15 protein-coding genes are annotated in these 20,304 nt (G+C 33.1%); all 15 read left to right on the top strand.

Features of this window, described 5'->3' with window-relative positions:
* The first annotated feature begins 10 nt into the window (after nucleotides 1-10).
* The 15 genes from H9L18_RS11325 (at nucleotide 11) to H9L18_RS11255 (ending at nucleotide 20,282) form a co-directional block, all read left to right on the top strand.
* Complete coding sequence (locus H9L18_RS11325) at nucleotides 11-1,513, top strand: sugar ABC transporter ATP-binding protein (protein WP_126792184.1); 1,503 nt, start codon at nucleotides 11-13, stop codon at nucleotides 1,511-1,513.
* Complete coding sequence (locus H9L18_RS11320) at nucleotides 1,513-2,526, top strand: ABC transporter permease (protein WP_126792186.1); 1,014 nt, start codon at nucleotides 1,513-1,515, stop codon at nucleotides 2,524-2,526. The genes H9L18_RS11325 and H9L18_RS11320 overlap by 1 nt, the downstream gene beginning before the upstream one ends.
* Nucleotides 2,527-2,537: 11 nt before the next feature.
* Nucleotides 2,538-3,635: an ABC transporter substrate-binding protein gene (locus H9L18_RS11315; RefSeq protein ID WP_126792188.1), complete on the top strand. Its 1,098-nt coding sequence runs from the start codon at nucleotides 2,538-2,540 to the stop codon at nucleotides 3,633-3,635.
* 35 nt (nucleotides 3,636-3,670) lie between these two features.
* Nucleotides 3,671-5,455 (top strand): L-fucose isomerase, encoded by a 1,785-nt coding sequence (locus tag H9L18_RS11310; RefSeq protein WP_126792190.1) that lies wholly within the window; start codon nucleotides 3,671-3,673, stop codon nucleotides 5,453-5,455.
* A 122-nt stretch (nucleotides 5,456-5,577) separates the two neighbouring features.
* Entirely contained in the window at nucleotides 5,578-7,245 is a 1,668-nt protein-coding gene (locus tag H9L18_RS11305; RefSeq protein WP_126792192.1) for a ribulokinase, read from the top strand.
* 6 nt (nucleotides 7,246-7,251) lie between these two features.
* Nucleotides 7,252-8,406, top strand: coding sequence for a lactaldehyde reductase (gene fucO, locus H9L18_RS11300; protein WP_246433279.1), 1,155 nt, complete (start codon nucleotides 7,252-7,254; stop codon nucleotides 8,404-8,406).
* Between the two features lie 9 nt (nucleotides 8,407-8,415).
* Complete coding sequence (gene rhaD / locus H9L18_RS11295; protein WP_126792195.1) at nucleotides 8,416-9,234, top strand: rhamnulose-1-phosphate aldolase; 819 nt, start codon at nucleotides 8,416-8,418, stop codon at nucleotides 9,232-9,234.
* Nucleotides 9,235-9,381: 147 nt separating this feature from the next.
* Nucleotides 9,382-9,759: a RidA family protein gene (locus H9L18_RS11290; protein WP_126792197.1), complete on the top strand. Its 378-nt coding sequence runs from the start codon at nucleotides 9,382-9,384 to the stop codon at nucleotides 9,757-9,759.
* Between the two features lie 156 nt (nucleotides 9,760-9,915).
* Nucleotides 9,916-10,686 carry a hypothetical protein gene (locus tag H9L18_RS11285; protein ID WP_185847419.1) on the top strand — a complete coding sequence of 257 codons (771 nt, stop codon included), beginning with the start codon at nucleotides 9,916-9,918 and terminating at the stop codon, nucleotides 10,684-10,686.
* Between the two features lie 428 nt (nucleotides 10,687-11,114).
* The gene (locus tag H9L18_RS11280; protein ID WP_185847420.1) at nucleotides 11,115-11,921 is read left to right on the top strand and encodes a signal peptidase I; all 807 of its coding nucleotides are present in this window, start codon (nucleotides 11,115-11,117) and stop codon (nucleotides 11,919-11,921) included.
* A gap of 90 nt (nucleotides 11,922-12,011) precedes the next feature.
* Nucleotides 12,012-13,403 carry a hypothetical protein gene (locus tag H9L18_RS11275; RefSeq protein WP_126792201.1) on the top strand — a complete coding sequence of 464 codons (1,392 nt, stop codon included), beginning with the start codon at nucleotides 12,012-12,014 and terminating at the stop codon, nucleotides 13,401-13,403.
* Nucleotides 13,404-13,438: 35 nt separating this feature from the next.
* Entirely contained in the window at nucleotides 13,439-14,161 is a 723-nt protein-coding gene (locus tag H9L18_RS11270) for a hypothetical protein (protein WP_126792203.1), read from the top strand.
* Between the two features lie 86 nt (nucleotides 14,162-14,247).
* Nucleotides 14,248-15,111 (top strand): hypothetical protein, encoded by an 864-nt coding sequence (locus tag H9L18_RS11265; RefSeq protein WP_126792205.1) that lies wholly within the window; start codon nucleotides 14,248-14,250, stop codon nucleotides 15,109-15,111.
* A gap of 16 nt (nucleotides 15,112-15,127) precedes the next feature.
* Complete coding sequence (locus tag H9L18_RS11260) at nucleotides 15,128-15,853, top strand: hypothetical protein (protein WP_126792207.1); 726 nt, start codon at nucleotides 15,128-15,130, stop codon at nucleotides 15,851-15,853.
* Between the two features lie 10 nt (nucleotides 15,854-15,863).
* The gene (locus H9L18_RS11255; protein ID WP_126792209.1) at nucleotides 15,864-20,282 is read left to right on the top strand and encodes a SpaA isopeptide-forming pilin-related protein; all 4,419 of its coding nucleotides are present in this window, start codon (nucleotides 15,864-15,866) and stop codon (nucleotides 20,280-20,282) included.
* The last annotated feature ends 22 nt before the right edge of the window (nucleotides 20,283-20,304 follow it).

The raw sequence follows: 20,304 nt of genomic DNA, 5'->3' as shown, positions 1-20,304 counted from the left end.
GTATTAACACATGAGTGAAGTTATTTTAGAAATGAATCAAATTTCTAAGAGTTTTGGTGCTGTACAAGCTTTAGATAATGTAAACCTTACGTTAAAAAAAGGTGAAGTTCATGCTCTAATGGGTGAGAATGGCGCTGGAAAATCGACATTGATGAAAATTTTAACAGGAATCTATGAAAAAGATGCTGGAACAATTAACTATAATGGTCGTGAAATTAATTATAAAAATCCCAAAGAAGCAATGGATGATGGAATTGTTATTGTTCATCAAGAATTAAATATGATTAATCATTTATCAGTTGCTCAAAATATTTTTATTGGTAGAGAATCTATGAAAGGCATTTTTACAGATGACTCTGATATTAATCGTAAAACCGAAGAGTTATTTAATCGCTTAAATATGACAGTCAATCCGAAAGAACAAGTAGGACATCTGACAGTTGGTAAGATGCAGATGGTTGAAATTGCTAAGGCTATCTCAATGAATGCTAAAATTATCGTTTTTGATGAACCAACAGCAGCTTTAACAGAATCTGAGATAAATGAATTGTTTAATATTATCGAGGATTTAAAGCAAAAGGATATAGGAATTGTTTATATTTCACATCGAATGGATGAGATTAAAAGAATCACTGATCGTGTCACGGTAATGCGGGATGGTGAATATGTAGGAACTATTGATACAGCTAGTTCAACTAAAGATGAAATCATAGATATGATGGTTGGTCGAGTCATTTACGAGGAACCAAAACAACATTCTGAAGTTTCAGATGATGCAAAAGTTGTGTTATCGGTTAAAAATTTATCTTTGGGAAATAAAGTGAAAAATCTTAGCTTTGATTTGAAACAGGGTGAGATATTAGGTGTTTCTGGATTAATGGGGGCAGGTAGAACAGAGATGGCCCGTTTGATTTTTGGAGCTGACCAGAAAGACTCTGGAGAAATTTATGTTCATGATAAAAAAGTTGAAATCAACCAACCAAAAGATGCTGTTGAGAATGGAATCGGCTATTTGTCTGAAGATAGAAAACAATATGGTGTCGTTGTAGGCATGTCTGTAGAAAATAACATTGTTATGACAAACGTTGGAAATTACGTTAGTGGTGGACTAATTAATGATAAAAAAATCAACGAAACAAGTAATAAATTTATCAAGATGTTAGGTATAAAAACACCATCTGCACACCAATTGATTCGTAATCTTTCAGGTGGTAATCAGCAAAAGGTAGTTATTGCTAAATGGTTGGAACAAGATAGTGACATTTTAATTTTTGATGAGCCGACTAGAGGAATTGATGTTGGTGCAAAAAGTGAAATTTATGAACTAATGACTGAGTTAACTAAGATGGGGAAATCTATCATTATGATTTCATCAGAGTTAACTGAAATTTTAAGAATGAGTGATCGGGTCATGGTAATGTGTGAAGGTAAAAAAACAGGTGAAGTTGATATTTCAGAGGCAACTCAGGAGAAAATATTACACTTTGCAACAATGAGAGAGGCGGTAGTGTAATGGAGAATACTTTGGAGAAAAATAGTTTAGAGCATCAAAATAAAAGTGGCTTAAAAAAGCTAGTTGATAAAATCGGGTTACAACAACTTATCATTTTAATTGTTTTATTTTTAATTTATGGCTTCTTTTCTATGATGAGTCCAGCTTTTAGGAGTACTTCTACTCTGACTAGTATTTTGGATGCCTCTTACTATGTAGGATTTTTAGCATTAGGAGTAACATTTGTCATTATAACAGGAGGCATTGATTTATCTATCGGAACCAATATGATGTGTGCTGCAATTACTGGTGGAGTGATTTATAACCAATTAAGAGCACCACTTTGGGTAGCACTGCTAGCTATATTAGCTGTGGCAACGTTTTTCGGTTTAGTAAATGGTATTTTAGTTGCTAAATTAAGACTTCCCGCATTTATTGCAACACTCGGCACCATGATGATTACAAGGGGACTAAGTTCAATAGTCTCTAATGTTCAAACTGAAACCTTTCCTTTAAGAGGTGGTCCAGATGGTTGGTACAAATCAATTTTTAGAACAGCTGGTAATTTTCCAACAGGAGTTATCTTGTTAATTGTTATGGCAATTCTTGCAACTGTTATCTTAATGAAAACTAAATTAGGTCGTTATATCTTTGCAATCGGTAGTAATAGAGAAGCAACGAGGTTATCAGGAATCAATATTGTTAAGGTAGAGGCTTCAACCTATGTTATAGCAGGTTTCTTTGCAGGTTTAGCAGCTATTGCTTATGCAGCAACTTATACAACAGTTATGCCAGGTGGAGGCTCAGGATTTGAATTAGATGCTATAGCCGCAGTTGTGGTAGGTGGAACATCTCTTGCCGGTGGTGTTGGTTCTATTTTAGGAACTGTTATTGGGGTCTTTATTATGACCGTTTTAAAGGTTGGCTTGCCTTATATTGATTTACAACCACATTATCAAATTTTTATAACTGGATTCGTTGTCATTTTAGCGGTTTATATTGATATTTATCGAAATAAAAAACTTAACAAATAGGAGAGAATAAAATGAAGAAAAAAACGATGGGAATTTTATTAATGTCAACGGTAGCAATTACTCTACTAGCTGCTTGTTCTGGAGAAAAAGGAAAAGAAGAAGGCTCTAAAGAATCCAAAGATGGTGGAGCAAAAGTAGAAGTTGTTGCAAAAGGATTTCAACATGACTTTTGGAAAGCTGTACAATCAGGTGCTAAAAAAGCAGCAGAGGAAGATAATGTCACAATGAACTTTGTTGGGCCAAAAGATGAAACCGCTATTGCTGAACAATTAGAAATGTTGAATAATGCTATCAATAAAAACCCAGATGCTATCGCTCTAGCTGCATTAGATACGGAAGCTGAATTAGATGCGATTGAAACAGCTAAATCTAAAGATATTCCAATTATTGGGTTTGACTCAGGTGTACCAGATGCTCCAGAAGGTGCTGTAAAAGCAACTGCTTCAACAGATAACAATAAGGCTGGAGCAATTGCAGCTGAAAACTTATACAAAGAATTAGAAAAACGAATTGAAGATAAAACTTTCAGAATTGGTGTTGTTTCTCAAGAGGTTAATTCACTTTCAATTTCTCAACGTACAGGCGGTTTTATTGAAAAGATGGTTGAATTGTTAGAATCTAACGAGAAGATTGGTAAAGGAAAAGTTCAAGTAACCGGTCATGATAAATTTAAAAATGATGTTAAGGGAAAAGATGCTAAAGCCATTATCGAACTTCGTGTTCCTGCAGAAGTAACAGATGCTGCTGGAAAAACAGAAGCATCAGCTTTATTAGAAAAGAAAGATTTACTAGCTATTTATGGATCAAATGAATATGGCGCTAAATCAATTATTAATGCTAATGATGGATTAGGTGATCGTATCGGAGTGGAAGATGACAAAATTTTAGCTGTCGGATTTGATTCAGGTGCATTGCAACAAGATGCAATTCGCAATGGTAAATTCTTAGGTTCTGTCACTCAAAATCCAGTTAAGATTGGATATGAATCAGTTAAATTAGCAGTGAAGGCATCAAAGGGAGAGAAAGTAACTGATGTTGATACTGGAGTTGAATGGTATACAAAAGAAAACATTGATAAAGACGATATTCAAGAATTATTATATGAATAAAAATTAGTTTTTTTAAATAATAAGGAGGCAAAAAAATGACGAATTATCCAAAGCTAGGAATTAGACCAATTATTGATGGCAGACAAGGCGGAGTCCGTGAAAGTCTTGAGGAAAAAACAATGGCGATGGCACTGGCTGCAAAAGAGCTGATTGAATCAAGTCTTAGATATGCAGATGGTACTAAGGTTCAATGTGTGGTTGCAGATCGTACAATCGGAGGACGTGGTGACGCAGGAATTGTAGAAGAGCAATTTCTAGGCGAAAATATCATTGGAACATTATCTGTTACACCAAGTTGGTGTTACGGAACAGAAACAATGGATTTAAATAACCAGACAATTAAAGCTGTTTGGGGATTCAACGGAACAGAAAGACCAGGAGCTGTTTATCTAGCTGCGGCTATGGCAGGATACGCACAAAAAGGATACCCTGCTTTTAAGATATATGGAAAAGAAGTTCAAGAATTAGATGATAATAGTATTCCAGAAGATGTTCAGGAAAAAATTCTCTCATTTGCAAAAGGTGTATTTGCAATAGGTCAAATGAAAGGTAAATCTTATGTTAACTTAGGTTCATCTTGTATGGGAATTGCAGGTTCTCAAGCAGATAGTCAATTATTTACTAAATATTTAGGAATGACTTTAGAATATGTTGACATGACAGAAATTCTTCGTCGAATTACATTGGAAATTTACGATAAAGAAGAATATGAAAAAGCTTTACAATGGATTAAAGATTATTGTAAAGAAGGTATTGATATCAATGAAGGGAAAGATTTCCCTGAGATTATTACGAAATCTAAAGTAGTTCCTGCTAATGAAGATTGGGAATTTATTGCTAAACAAGCACTCGTTATTCGTGATATTTTATTTGGTAATGAAAAATTAGCAGATATTGGTTGGCATGAAGAAGCAAGAGGTCGTAATGCAATTTCAGGTGGTTTTCAAGGTCAACGCCAATGGACAGATTGGTTACCAAATGGAGATTTTACAGAAGCTATTATGGCTTCAACATTTGATTGGAATGGCCCTAGACCAGTTACTGCCTTTGCAACGGAAAATGACACACTAAATGCAGTATCTATGTTATTTGGTACCCTATTAACTAACAAATCACCTATTTTCTCTGATGTAAGAACCTATTGGAGCCCGGAATCAGTAGAACGAGTAACTGGGAAAAAATTAACAGGTAAAGCAGAAAATGGAGTTTTACATTTAATCAATTCAGGAGCTTCTGCTCTTGATTGGAGTGTTCCTTTAAGAGATGAGAACGAGGAGCCAGTTATGAAAGAATTTTGGCAGATGACAGAAGATGACATAATGGCTTGTCTAAATAAAACTGATTGGTGTCGGGCAAACTATGAGTATTTCCGTGGAGGAGGATACTCATCCCATTTCTACACTGATGCTGAAATGCCAGTCACAATGATTCGATTAAATATCGTTGACGGCGTTGGCCCAACTTTACAAATAGCAGAAGGACATACATGCGTTTTAGATGAAGACATTCATACGGCATTAGATAAAAGAACAGATAAAACATGGCCAACAACTTGGTTTGCTCCTCGACTAGGGGAACCAGGATTTGAAAATGTTTATAATGTAATGGATCATTGGGGAGCAAATCACGGCGCTACAGTTCATGGTCATGTTGGACATGAAGTGATTACTTTAGCGAGTATGTTAAGAATTCCAGTAGCACTCCATAATGTAGAGTCAGAAAGAATTTTCAGACCACATGCCTTTACAGGATTTGGCACAAAAGATATAGAATATGTAGATTTTAAAGCTTGCGAAACGTTTGGCCCTTTATATAAATAGATGAACGGTGTAAGACATGGCGTAAAATAAAAAAATCTTTCACTTAAATAAGGTTCGTATATAAAGAGGGCGCCGAAAAAATCGGTTCCCTCTTTTATTTTAAACAGTAAAGGAGAATTTAAATGGTAGATTATGCTATTGGTTTAGATTACGGAACCTTATCAGTTAGAGGCATTTTAATTGATAGTAAAAAGGGAAATGTTTTTGGGGTAGAAACTTATGAGTATCCTCATAGTGTTATAACGGATAAATTACCAGAAACGCAGAAATTCTTAGATGATTATTGGTGTCTACAACATACAGATGATTATTTGGAAGGCTTAGAATATGTTGTTAAAAGTTTGATAAGCCAAGGAGAACAGAAGCAAATATCAAGGAAAGATATCAAAAGTTTAGGAATAGATTTTACCTGTTGTACAGTGTTACCAGTAGATGAGAGTGGTGAACCCTTGTTAAAGAAGGAAGCCTTTAAAAAGGAACCACATGCGTGGGTAAAATTATGGAAACATCACGCTGCTCAAAAACAAGCAGATCATATTAATCAAGTTGCTCTGGACAGAAAGGAGCCATGGTTACCTTATTATGGAGGGAAAATTTCTTCAGAATGGCTATTTCCAAAATTATTACAAATTTTAGAAGAAGCTCCAGCAGTGTATCAAGAGATGGACTATTTCATCGAGGCTGGTGACTGGCTTGTTTGGCAACTTACTGGACAACAAAAGAGAAGTAAGTCGTGTGCCGGTTATAAAGCACTCTATCAAGAAGAATTGGGAGGTTATCCTTCAGTAGATTTTTTTGAATCGGTCCATCCAGATTTTAAAGATGTTATTTCAGAAAAAATACATCCTGATGTTTATGATATAGGAACAAAAGCTGGTCACTTGAAAAAAGAGATGGCCAAAACGTTAGGCTTATCCGAAGAGACAGTTATTGCTGTCAATAACATAGATGCTCATGTCTGCGTAGCTTCTACTGGAGTAACAAAAGCCAATGTCATGTTAAACATTATTGGCACTTCAAGTTGTGATATCCTATTAACCAATGAAAAAAAAGTGATTCCAGGTATTGCAGGACTTGTAAAAGATGGAGCGGTTAAAGGGCTTCAAGCGTATGAAACAGGTCAGAATGCAGTAGGTGATATTTTTTCTTGGTTTGTTGAAACACAAGTTCCAAAGAATTACTTTAGCCAGGCAAAAGAAAATAATCAAACAATTTATCAATATTTAGAGAGTTTAGCAGCTAAGTTACAACCAGGCCAATCTGGATTGATAGCTTTAGATTGGTGGAATGGTAATCGATCAACTTTAATGAATGCCCAATTAACAGGTTTAGTGGTTGGAATGACATTAAAGACAAAACCAGAAGAGATATACCGAGCTTTAATTGAAGCGACAGCTTTTGGTAAACGGATGATTGTTGAAAATTTTGAAAGTAATGATATTCCAATTGATAATTTAGTATTTTGTGGAGGATTACCTCATAAAAATAAATTATTAAACCAAATTTATAGCGATGTTATAAAAAAACCAGTTTTAATATCCAATGAACTAGAGACAGGAGCTAAGAGTGCAGCAATTTTCTCTTTATTAGCAAGAGATGAAGAAAAAACGTTAGAAACTATTATTCATAGTATGTCACTGGATGACTATTCAGAAAAGTATGAGGTTAATCAAGAAAATGCCGCTGTCTATGATGAGTTATTTGATGTTTATGAGAAGTTAGTCAATCAATTTGGACGACAGACAGATTTAATGGCAAGGCTACAGACTATAAAACAAAAAAGGAGATAGTAAAAAATGACAGTAAATCGAATGATTTTAAATGAAACATCCTATTTTGGTAAAGGTGCAATCAATGAAGTGACACGAGAAATAAATAAACGTGGCTTTAAAAATATTTTAGTTGTTACAGATAAAGAATTAGTCAAGATTGGTTTAACCAAAAAAGTGACACAACTTTTTGATCAAGAAAAGATTGCATATAATGTTTTTGATGGTATTGTTCCAAATCCTTCTATTGAAGATGTACAGGCAGGAGTGGCTTTTGCAAAAGAATCAAAGGCAGATTGTCTTATCGCAATTGGAGGAGGTTCACCAATTGATACAGCAAAAGCGATTGGAATTATCATCACAAATCCAGAATTTGAAGATGTTATCAGTTTAGAAGGAGTTGCTGATACCAAAAAACCTGCATTACCAATATTGGCTATTCCCACAACATCAGGAACAGCAGCTGAAGTTACTATTAATTATGTGATTACTGATAAAAAAAATAATCGTAAGTTTGTATGTGTAGACCCTCATGATATACCAGTTGTTTCGTTTGTGGATAGTGATATGATGATGGGAATGCCAAAAAGTCTATGTGCTGCGACTGGAATGGATGCAATGACTCATGCTATTGAAGGCTTTGTTACACCAGGAGCTTGGGAAATGAGTGATATGCTTCATCTGAAAGCAATTGAAATAATAGGTTCATCATTAAGAGGTTCAGTGAATGGAAATCAAGATAACCGTGAAAAAATGGCATTAGCTCAATACTTAGCCGGAATGGGCTTTTCGAATGTGGGACTAGGTTTAGTACATGGAATGGCTCATCCATTAAGTGCTTGGTATGATGTTCCTCATGGAGTAGCATGCGCGTCGTTACTTCCGACTGTTATGGCTTTTAATAAAGAATACACTGGTGAAAAATACAGAGAGATAGCAAAAGTCTTGGGAATTAATGGTGCAGAGACCATGTTATTAGACGAGGTTAGAGATAGAGCTGTTGAAGCAATTCAAAAATTAAGTACAGATGTTGGAATACCATCAACCATCTCAGAACTAGGAGTAAGAAAAGAAGATTTACCAGCAATAGCTAAAGATGCTTTAAATGATGTTTGTACACCTGGTAATCCAAGAGAAGTAACAATAGAAGAAATAATCTCTTTATACGAAAGTTTATTATAGGAGAAAAAAATGCAAAAAAAGATATTAAATTGGTATTTAATGAAAGAGCTAACTAGTACGACGACTAATCTGTATCGATTAGGTTGGGATGAACGAAATGGTGGTAACATAAGTATCTTATTAGATGAAGAAGAAATTAGAGACTTTTTGAATGTGGATGAGGTACTCAACGTAATTCCAATTGATTTTGATGCTAGTTTTTTAAAAGGTCATTATTTTTTAGTAACAGGCTCAGGTATTTATTTTAAAAATATAGAGAAATTCCCTGAAGAATCGTTAGGAATAGTTCGAATTCATGAATCAGGAACTAAACTCGAATTAATGTGGGGCTTTTCTAACGATACTTTACCAACAAGTGAATTACCGACCCATTTAATGACTCATATAGCACGACTAAAAGTTGATTCTAAGCATCGAGTAGTTATGCATAATCATGCTACACACTTGTTAGCAATGACGTTTACTCATCCACTATCTGAGAAAGCGTTTACTAAAGCCCTTTGGAAAATGTGTACAGAATGTCTAGTTGTTTTTCCAGAAGGAGTAGGCATTATTCCTTGGCTTGTACCGGGTACTGTTGAAATTGGAAAAGAAACAGCTAAAAAAATGGAAGAATATCGCTTAGTTCTATGGCCGTTTCATGGTATTTATGGTTCGGGAGAAAGTTTAGATGACGTTTTTGGCTTGATTGAAACAGCAGAAAAAGCTGCTAAAGTGTATACACATGTCATGAGTCAGGGAGGAATTAAACAAGAAATATCTGACACACAGTTAAAAGAGTTAGCACAAGCATTTGAAGTAGAACCTAGAAATGGCTATTTAGCTTAATTAGAAAGGAGCAATAAGTCATTTAGATTTATTGCTCCTTAATCTTTCATTAAAGACTTATCACATTTTACTTATCAAAAAATGACTTATGTTATAATCATTTTATTAAAGCCCTTACATAAGAATATAAAGAAAGTAGGATGTAGAATGAAAAAACAAATTGCAACAGACAAAGCACCTCAAGCGATTGGACCATACTCACAAGGTGTCAACGTGACAGGAGATTTCAGTTTTGTTTCAGGACAACTACCGATTAATGCAACAACAGGTGAAATGTCTGAAGATGTAGCAGAACAAACAAAACAAAGCTTAGAAAATATGAAAGCCATCTTAGAAGAAACTGGCTTAACAATGGATAATGTCGTAAAGACGACAATCTTTCTATCAAATATGGAAGATTTTGCTGTTGTGAATGAAGTATATGGAAGCTTTTTTAAAGAACCATTTCCAAGTAGAAGTACAATTGAAGTAGCAAGATTACCAAAAGACGCAAAAGTAGAAATAGAAGCAATTGCAGTAAAGTAAATTATTTATAATATAGAAGAAACAAATTTAATTACTACCGGATATTCTTAATTGAATGTCTGGTTTTTTTGTTAAAATTGATTACTTTCAGGGATAATTAATAATTTTATTGTCAAAAATCATTTTTATGTTAAATTTATATCATAGGAGGTTGAAATGAAAAAAATAATAGTATTTTTACTTCTGATATTATTTCCAGTAAGTGTTTGGGCGGAAGATGATGGACCAGCAGAACTAGATGCATTGAATAGTTATGAAAAAACACCTATTGAACAAGTGGCATTTGAAAAAGAAGGCAGAAAATTAAATGGCTATTCCGCACCAGGAGCTCTTATAACCACTGACTTTGGTGAAAATATGGAAGTACCAGAATCAGGAGAGTTTAGTTTTGAAGTGCCTAAAGATATCCAAATGGTGATTATAAATGCTATAAATCAAGAGGGACTAGAGCCTAATAGTATTATGTTTGACTTAGCAGAGAATCGACTTTTATCAGATGGAGAAGAAACACCACCACCTAATGCCCCTAACATTAAGGAGAAAAAGCAAGAAAAGAAAGAGAATCAGAAACCAAAAGAACAAAAAGAAGATAATAAAGAAAAGAAAAAGGAAACAAGTAATACAGAAAAAAAAGAAGAAGCATCAAGTATAGAAAAAAAAGATCAGACAACTATTTCCAAAAAAAAGACAATACAAATCGAAAGCACAGATTCTTCTATAGAAGAAGTACCAAATAAGACAAAAAGTAATGAAAATTTTTGGCATTGGGTGAAAATTAGCTTATTTTTACTGTTAATTATAGCTATAGTTGCTGTTATTCTAAGTGGAAAATTAATTAAAGTAAAAACCAGTAAGAAAAAGAAAAGAAAAACGTCATCTAAAAAAAAGAAAAAGAGCAAACGAAAGAAAAAAAAGAACGTTCAATAACTAAAATTGAACGTTTTTTCTTTTTTTATTTCCTTTTAATAGTAGTTAGTGACATAAAAGCTGTCATTTATAGGCGTTAGTATATGTATATATATAAATACTTCGAAAAGTTAAGTTTTTGAAGTAATTTAATACAAAAAGTTTATTGACTAAAAGAAAATAAACATATAAAATATAAAGTGTATTTCTTTTTAATCGTAAAACTGCTTATGGTTCTTATTTTTGATAATAGTGAAATTAAAAGATTTTATTAATTGTTAAGGAATATTCAAGTTTTTTTGTATATTTAACACAATATCTAAAACGTTATATGGAACTTCTTGGTTTTGTTTATACAAAAAGTGACGTTGACGGTTCGATTATATACACGTATAATCTGTTATATATATTGTTATTTATATAAAATGCTGTTATTTTGGGGGAATCATGTGGAAGTTGAAAATAAAGAAGAAATCAAAAGAAAGAAAGTAAAGAAAAAGAAGTCTTCTTCAGGAACAAATAGTAAGTCGGGTAGTAAAAGAACTAAAAGTAAATCTAGTAGTTCTTCAGCTAAAGATAGTAGAAATAAGACTAAAACTAAAAAAAGTTCTAGTAGTAAAAAGTCCAAAAAAGGTAGCAATAAAGGCAAAAAACATGTGAATAATCAAACTTTAGAGCAAGTACAAGTTGCTCAAGCAGTGCCAAGAAGTACCAAATCAAAATTAATTGGTACGATAGGCAATCTCATTTTTTATGTGACTTTAATTGCTGTAATTGCTGGAGCTGGACTAGTTTACTTTGGGGATAAGGATGCTAATATTTTTGGTTATAAAATAATGACAGTTTTAACTGAATCGATGAAGCCTAATAAAAAAACGGAATACAAAAATGGTTTTGAAAAAGGTTCTTTAATTTTTGTTAAATCCCAAGATCCTTATGAGTTGAAGAAAGGTGATATTATCACGTTTAATCCGGTTAGAGGTAATAAATCGGTGTACTTAACGCATAGGGTTGTCGGAATAGACAAAGAGAAAAAAGAAAAACGTCAAGCTTTTATAACAACAAAAGGGGATGCCAATACAGGTAATGATGTGCCAATAGGAGCTAGTCAGGTACAAGGAAAGGTTGTTAAATCTATTCCTAATGCTGGATTTATTTTGAGCTTCTTGAAAAAACATATCGTAGTGGTTGCTATTTTATTATCTACGTTGTTTGGTATTATCGTGACTCTTAAATACTTAAGAGTAGCTTATTAAAAAGGGGAGAATCAACTGATAATTGGTTGAGCCACACGTACTAACCTATGTGTGTTCACATATATTTAATTTATTTAGGAGGAAAAAAAAGTGAAAAAAATTCAATTTAGCACTAAAGGCAAAGATGGCCAAAAGAAAAAATTACTTAGTATTTTGGCTGCATTAATCTTGATTTTAGCTCTTTCAGGAACATATGCATGGAAAAGTTATACAGATTGGGTACGTAACCACATGCAATCATTAGGTTTTGACAGTGGTAAAGTAACAATCGTCGAAGAATTTACTCCACCAGTAATTACAGGTGAAGGTGGAACAATTACGAAAAAAGTTGACGTTCTTAACTCAACACCAGTAGCTTCATTTGTTCGTGTATCTATGGAAGAGCAAATCTCTAAATTAGCAGATGGTGCTACAGATTCTGCAGCTTATAAAACACCTGAAGAGGCTGGATTCCCAGTTATTTTTGATGCTAAAGAGTATTATTTAGGTACTGAAGCTTCAAGAGAATGGAAAGACATGTCAGCTAAACTTAGACTTGACGGCGCTGCTGCTCCTGCAGGATTAAAATTATTTGTTAAAGGAACTGGTGCTAACGCTGAATCTGCACTTGTTTTTGAAACAACTGTAAAAAGTGATAGTTTCCCAGCTAATTTTAATTTCAAAGATGAAAAATTCCTTATTCCAGTAAGACCGGAAATGAACTTTACAGGAAATTATAAAAAGTATCAAAATGATGAATTAGATAAATTAAAAGCTAAAGATGGAAAAAGTGAAGTTAAAGTTGCTCAAAAAGTTTCAGGTTTAGTTGAACGTAATACAGCTAACGATACTTATGATGTGAAAACTACTCATGTAGACGGTAGTGCAGCCGATAAAAACCTTGGCTATTGGGGTTACAAAACAAAAGTTAACAACGCTCTAAAAGAAGCTGATTGGGCTGGCCAAAATGTATTTGTTAAAGCAGGTACTCAAGTAACACCTCAAAAAGGAACTGCTTTTGATAATGGAAAAGTTGGTTCATTAGTAAGTGATAAAATTACGATTAATTACTCTACAGCTGGTGTAGTTGCAGGTAGTGGTAAATCATTTGATTTTAAAGCTAACTTAGGTAATGCAAAATGGTTCTACAATGAAGATGATGGTTACTTCTACTACATGACTCCATTAAATTCAGGAACTCAAACTAGTGCTTCAGTGATTAACTCAATTACATTTGCTAAAGACCCTACATTTAACTTAGTAGCTTATGATTTACATGTTGGTTCAGAAGCAATCCCAGCATCACGTATTATGTTAACAACTAAAACACAGGGTGGTAATATTACTCCAGAGAATAAAGCCAAATATGACAAAGATAATAAAGTTACAGAATCAAATGGTGCTGGATTTGGTTTAACTGTAGATAAACATGAAAATTTATTAAACTACTTATCAGGTCAAGCAACTATTGAAGATTCAGAAACACCAGTTACTGAAAAATAATAATCTTTAAAAACGTTTAGAAGGGAAGATTCCAAATGAAATATAAGCTACCTAGGGTGTGCCTAATTTCTATTTTATCATTAGCCGTTGTATGCTTATTTGTGAAACCCGTATATGCTGCTAATGATAATCTTCCTTCTGGAGTTTTGATTGGTGACGATAAAGGGTTTAGAGTTGAAAAAGACGGAAACTATTTGATAGAAGCTAAAAATCTTCGTCCAGGATCAAAATTTACTCGAACAATCTCAGTAGGTAACTATTCTGAAAAGGATACGGGGCCTATGCTGATTGATATGAAGATGAATTATGATAAATACAAACCTATTATTAAAGGGAAAGAGAATTTGCTCAAAGTAACACAGGTAAAATTTAAAGTGAACTCAAAAGAAGTTTATCAAGGTTCACTTGATTTTAGTGGTGTAAAAGAAAAGCGTGATAAAACAAAACCAATTAAGATTAGTTCACTTAAAGCAGGTGAATCTGCCACCCTTACAGCAGATTTTGAAATTCCTGAAGATGTGGATGAATCAAAATGGCTAACACCAAATTCAGTTGAGTTTGTACTAGAATTTAGTGCTAGGCGAGATCCGTCAAAAATCACTGAACCAGAAGAAACTAAGAAACCTGGGTTAGCAGGAATTTTACCTAAAACTGGTGAAGAACTCGCATTTTTATTATTAGGCATTGCAATTGGCTTTCTACTGATAATACTAGCGCTTAGAGTATTTATCCAAAACAGAGAAAAACAAAGGAATTAATCAAGAAATCTTGATTAATTTCATAAGCAAGTGTTAGTAATAATCTTTTTATGAAATTAATCAATATAGAAAATAGGAGGAGAAAAATGAAAAAGAGTAGAAATAGAAATAACCCCTCTAAAAAAATGTCAACATCAAAGGCAATTAAACTGGTATTAAAAGAGAATAAACCGTTGTTTGCTGCGTTTGGTACAGGATTTGTTCTTGTCCTTGTGATTGGTTCGACATTTGCTTGGTCAAGTTACTCAAGCTGGGTAAAAAATCACATGCAATCTGAAGTTGGTACATTGGATGTGAAAATTATTGAAGAGTTCGAACAAGATAGTGTCTTTGAACAGGGTAAAAAGATAACTAAAAAAGTAGATGTGAAGAATATTTCAAAAAATCCAGCGATAGTTAGAGTTCAGTTTGAAGAATCTACTGCAACTTTTAAAGTGGATGACAGTACAGGCATGCTTCAAAAGAAGAAAAAGGAGTCTTCTGATAAAGTTGCCACTACTTCTGATGTGAATAGTTGGGAAAAAGGTAACATTTACCAAGGAAAGCTTGAAAAAGAAAAATTTTATGTGATTGGTGATTCAAAGATTAATTACCAATATAAATTTCAAGAGACAGATACTCGACCAGATTTATTAAAACCCTTCTCTTTAGTATTTTCTAATGGCGTTAAAACAGTACCAGATGTGACGAGTACTGATCCTTATTGGTTATATGATGATGGTTTCTTCTATTATTCAAAAGTATTAGAAGGAGGAACTCAATCAGGTGTTAGCGTATTAGAAGCAGTTAATGTGTTAAAAGAAAATCTAGTTAATCCATCTAAAAATAAACTTTACAAAATTGATGTAAGTGCTTATGGTGTGAGAGCAAATTCAGATTCTCTAGCTAAGTGGACACCTAGCCAATCAGTTGTTCAAATGTACGAAGCAGATGACAAATTTGAAAAATAGGTGAGAGGAGAAAAGAATGAAAAAGAAAATGAAACAACCAGCTAAAATGAGTCGTAAAACCTTTCTCTCTCTTAAAAGAAAAGGGGTCGTCTCATTAGGGATCGTTGCAATTTTTACATTAGGGTTCGTATTAGTAAATGCAGCAAATAACCGCAAATCAGACTTGGTGACAAATGATTTTACTGTGTCTCATCTTGAAGGAAAATTAGATGAAACATTTGAACCAGGAACAGAAACTGCTGTTAATAAAGAAATAAAAAAAGAGGTAAAAGTAGCCAATACAGGAAACACCAATCTGTTTGTTCGTGTCATGGTTCTACCAGAAATGGTTTCAAAAGATGGCATTCAGTTACCAGCTAATATTAAAAAGACGACAGATACAGGAACAACAGCAGGACAAATTGAATTGTTAAATTATAATGCTGCTGAGTGGATTGATGGTGGCGATGATTACTATTACTACACAAAAAAAATAGCTCCTGAAAAAAGTTCTACTAGTTTGTTTACAGGCATTAAATTAGATGAGAGTGTCTTAACTGGACAGGCTAAACCATCTAATCCTAATGAATTTTATTATGAAGTTTATGATGGAGGCTCTTTAAAGATCGCTATTAAAGCTGAAACCATTACAACAGATGGCGATAACTATCAAACTGCGTGGAATATGAAAGATGAAACAGGTGCATTTAAATCAACTAGCTTAGAAAATGTTGCTAAAGCATTAGACAAAGAAAAGGAGTGAGGAAATCGTTATGAAACAAAAGGTGTTAAATAAGAAATTTTATCAAGTAATGATGTCCTTATTTCTTGGACTAATTTCAATTATGACATTGGCGACTGTTACAGCAGTAGCTGCTTCTGAAGAGGGGAATACCTTAATGGGTGAAGGTAATGAGCAAAAGATTATGGATAGCTCAGTCCCTAAAGCCAGAAGAGTCTTTAATTTTACAGGATTATTTTCAAATAATGACACACATATTGTTCCTGCAGCGAAAAATTTCTCTGATTATAACTTATATGACGAAGAAACAATGAAATCAGTCAAAAAAGAATTAGGAATTTCAGGAAATATTGTTGCTGTTCCAAGAAATAGAGCGATTCAACAAGGGGAAACCCTGGAAGGAAGCCATTCAAGTGGACCTTTAAGTAATCAGTGGAGTATTGAAGGGGAATACGGCTTTGTTCCGACTTTTAGCCCAAGAACAGAAGTGACAGTCTATAAAGAAAAATCAAATGGCTCATATGAAAAAATAGAAATCTACAAAAATACAGGAGCTGCTGAAACTGAAAAAGTAAATGATATGGGAAAATACATGGTAAAAAAAGGCGAACATGCCTATGTCAAATTTACTAATTTAGGTTTTTATAAGGGCGAACCAATAAGTGTTGTAATGGATACAAAGGTTTTAAAAAATCAAGTTTCTATTGGTTTGATGAGACCAGCTGAAGGAATAGAGTCTAGCACGAGTTTTATGTCTGTTAGTGGGTCTGGTATTGGAAATCAAAAACAAGAAGAAATTGGGGACGAAAATCATTATGGTGCTAATTACGTTGAAGTATCCTATAAATTTTATAATTCTAAAAAAGATGCTGAATGGAAAGAGAAATTAGCAGATAACAAAAATGCAGAAATGAAAGTTAGAGGTTTCTTTACTTATGCTGACTTTGACTATGAGGAAAGCATTGGGTTTAACAAAGATATTAATATTAGTAATCTATATGTATTACAAGGTGGACAAAAAGGTGATAGTAAACCAATGCAACCACATGTGTCTGATCCTTTTAATCCAGATAAGTTTTTAGAAAATTATTACACTGAAACAGATGCTTCAGGAAATAAAAAAGTGGATGAGGCGTTAGTTAAACAACATGCTAAAGACCCACTTGGTTTAAGAGAAGGAGATTTACATGCTGAAAAAATAAATCCTTTTCATAAGTATTTAAATCAATATTATTTTGAAGATAGTGATTGGATTAGTCAACTAAGTTTTACGACAACAGATGATGGATACCGCTATTTTAATCGAGGAAGTCGTAGTAATGTTAATGAATATCGGATTTCAAATTGGTTATCTTTTACTTATGAAGAAACTAAATCATTTGATTTAAGAATTAATGTTTCGGCTATGGAAAGTTTTTCAATATTTGGTAATCCTGTTACATTTGGAAGAGTAGATTATGATGAAAATTTGGCGAAAAATAATAAGGCAGGTCATGTCTTTAATCCAACTAGTGCTGGTGATTACATAACTTTTGAGAATGAACTGATGTTCTTTAAAATAATTGAGAAGAAATTAGAACAAAAAGGTTATGCTGATACCACTAATAAAAACGAGATTAGAAGTATATTCGAATTTTTTAATTCAAGAGCCACAACAGACCCAAATATTGACCCGAGTAAAGTAACTATTGGATTTAATCCTCGTTATGATTATCCGGTTAAAGAAGCTAAATTGAATACTGATGACAAAATAAAAGAGTACTTAGCTGATTACTATACAGAAATATATTTGAAGTACAAAACGCAAAAAGTTGAAACTAATCGTCAAGAACAACTGTTAGAGTTTTTCTATACGAAGTTGACGACTGTTGATAAGAGTATAGATTCTAAGGCTAAATATTCACCATATGGTTTTAATGAAGATAATATTAGCAATTTTTATTTGAAAGATGATATGAGACCATCCAAACAGAAAGAGATTGCAACAAAGGCCTCAACACAAAATCCAAATATTTCAGCATATTTCTTTTCATCAACTATTTTTGAAAGAAATTTAAAAAATTACCCGGCTGAAAATGGTGATATAGCAGGCTCATTTAATTTGTTAAGAAGAAAATATGGGGAAAATACCAACAATGCAACTTCAAGGGCAGTACAGAATGTAAGAGCTAGAGGATCTAATGTCTATTTCACATCAGATACTCTATTACCTATCTCTTTCCCAGCACCTCTTAAAGTTACTACGAAGGATGATACGGATGCTGAGACAAGTAAAATCGAAAACATTGTTGAATGGGAGATTATTCAATCAGTACCACCAAGAGTGTTGAATAACTCTGAACCTCAATATGATATTGTGGATGAGATTAACCCACTGCTTAAAGTCAGAAAAGAAGATGTATCAGTAATTGATATGACAAGTGGAAAAAATGAGACAGCCAAATGGAATATATCAGTTCAAAATAATACATTAATAGTTTCTGCACCAAGGGAGTTGTTAAATGAAACTAGTTTTAACAACCGACATTTTAAAGTAACTATCAAAGCTACTGTAAATAAGGAATACGCAGAAAAAATTTCTAAAGAGGAATTTGAAAAAATTATTAGTGAAAGTGATCCAAATAAAAAAGGAATGATTAAAGTTCCTAACGTAGGTAAAGTATTGATGGCAGCAAGAGAAGATGAAGTTGGTAAACCGAATCATGAAATGTTTACAAGACCTACTTATGATGATAAAGAAGGCGTTCCAACAAATGCTAATATCAAACTATTTGGAAATGTTAACATCGAAAAAGTAGCTGAAGAAGATAATAATAAACGTCTAAAAGGAGCGGTCTTCGAAGTTCGTGATACAGATAAAAAAACAGTGCTAGCTACTGGAGAAACAGATGGGAATGGCCGATTAAAACTTTCGAATATACCTGTTGGAAAAGTTTGGTTATATGAAACGAAAGCTCCAACCGGCTATCGACCAATTCAAGAAAAAGAAATTACAGTTTTCCCTTATGACCATCAAGAGAATCAATACAAGATTGCAGATACTAGATCTATGTTAGTTGGTGAGTTTGATAAAGTAGAAAAATCAGTAAAAAATCAGGACCGTGAAAATATAGACGGGCAACTAGTTGCGTATGATGAAATTCTAACTTATGAAATAACGGCTAATATAAAAGATAGTAATAAGCCAACGGAAGTAGCTAAAATTGTTTTAAATGATACGTTAGATAAAGGCTTAGAGCTTGTTCCAAATACAACTTTTATTAAAAAGAATGCAGAAGCAGCAACTAATATACCAGATACGCAAGTTTGGAAGACAACACCAGACGGACAGTTTGTATTGAATACAGAGTCTATCCAAAATTTAGCTCTCGTTGAGAAAGAAACATTAACATTTATGTTTAATGTAAAGGTACGAAAAACAGCTGGATTAGAAGTCAAAAATAAAGCGACTCTTACTGGATTTGGATTCAATGATAAGAATGAAGAACAGACTCCAACTGAGACAACTAACGAAGTTAAAAATCATTTATCTGATCCAATTTGGATAAGACAAGTAGTAGTAAATAAGAATGGCAATTTGGCTATACCAAAAGATACAACTAAAGAGAATAGAGGCTATGTAAAAGCAAGTAATATTGATTCTCAAAATGAAGCAAGTATTTATAGTACAGTCAATATAACAGCACCATCAAACGAATTTGATAAATTACCATCATATAAAAAAGTTAATTTATCGCCTAAACTGGCTAATCCAAATTATCGTTTTGAACCAATCGTACCGGAAATGTATAACTACAAAGGATATGTATTATCTGATACAGATAATACGATTGATTTGAATCAATTAAAAACAGGTTTAGCAACAATTGATTTGTCGAAAAAGAATGGAAGGTATCTAACGGTTGTTCTAGAACCAAAAGAAACCAAAATTCCACTATTTTATAATTGGGATTATGTTTTAAATGATTTTAATCAGATAAATGCTAAATCAAAACCTATTAGAATCAAGTTTTATAAAAAGCAAGATGGTTCAGATAGCCATGATGTACCTGCTAAATTAGAAGACTTAAAAACTTTCGGCGATGGTGTTTTGTTAAAAGAATTTACTAATCTAGATAGCTACTATTACAAAATGCCTTACATTGACAAAGATAAAAAGTTAAACCAAGGAACAGTGTTAGAAGATGTAACACTAAAAAATACACTAAACGTCAATCTATTACCAAAGGAAATTCCTATAAATCTGTATTTTACTGATAAAGATGGGAAAGAAGAAGAATCATTAGCTAAAAGTGGGGATAATGGAATTCAAGCGAAAACGGCAATTGAGTATTTAGTTGGTTTTAGCAACTATAGAACGACTCAAAGAGCGATTGATACTCAAACAAATCCAAATGAAATAATTGTTTGGTACAGTATTGAATATATTCCAATCATAGCTGATTTTTAAAATTTATAAGAATATGTGTTTG

It is taken from the genome of Vagococcus carniphilus (assembly GCF_014397115.1).
Classification (GTDB): Bacteria; Bacillota; Bacilli; order Lactobacillales; family Vagococcaceae; genus Vagococcus; species Vagococcus carniphilus.
Note: the sequence above shows the minus strand (reverse complement) of the source record. Positions and strands in the feature narration are given on the sequence as shown.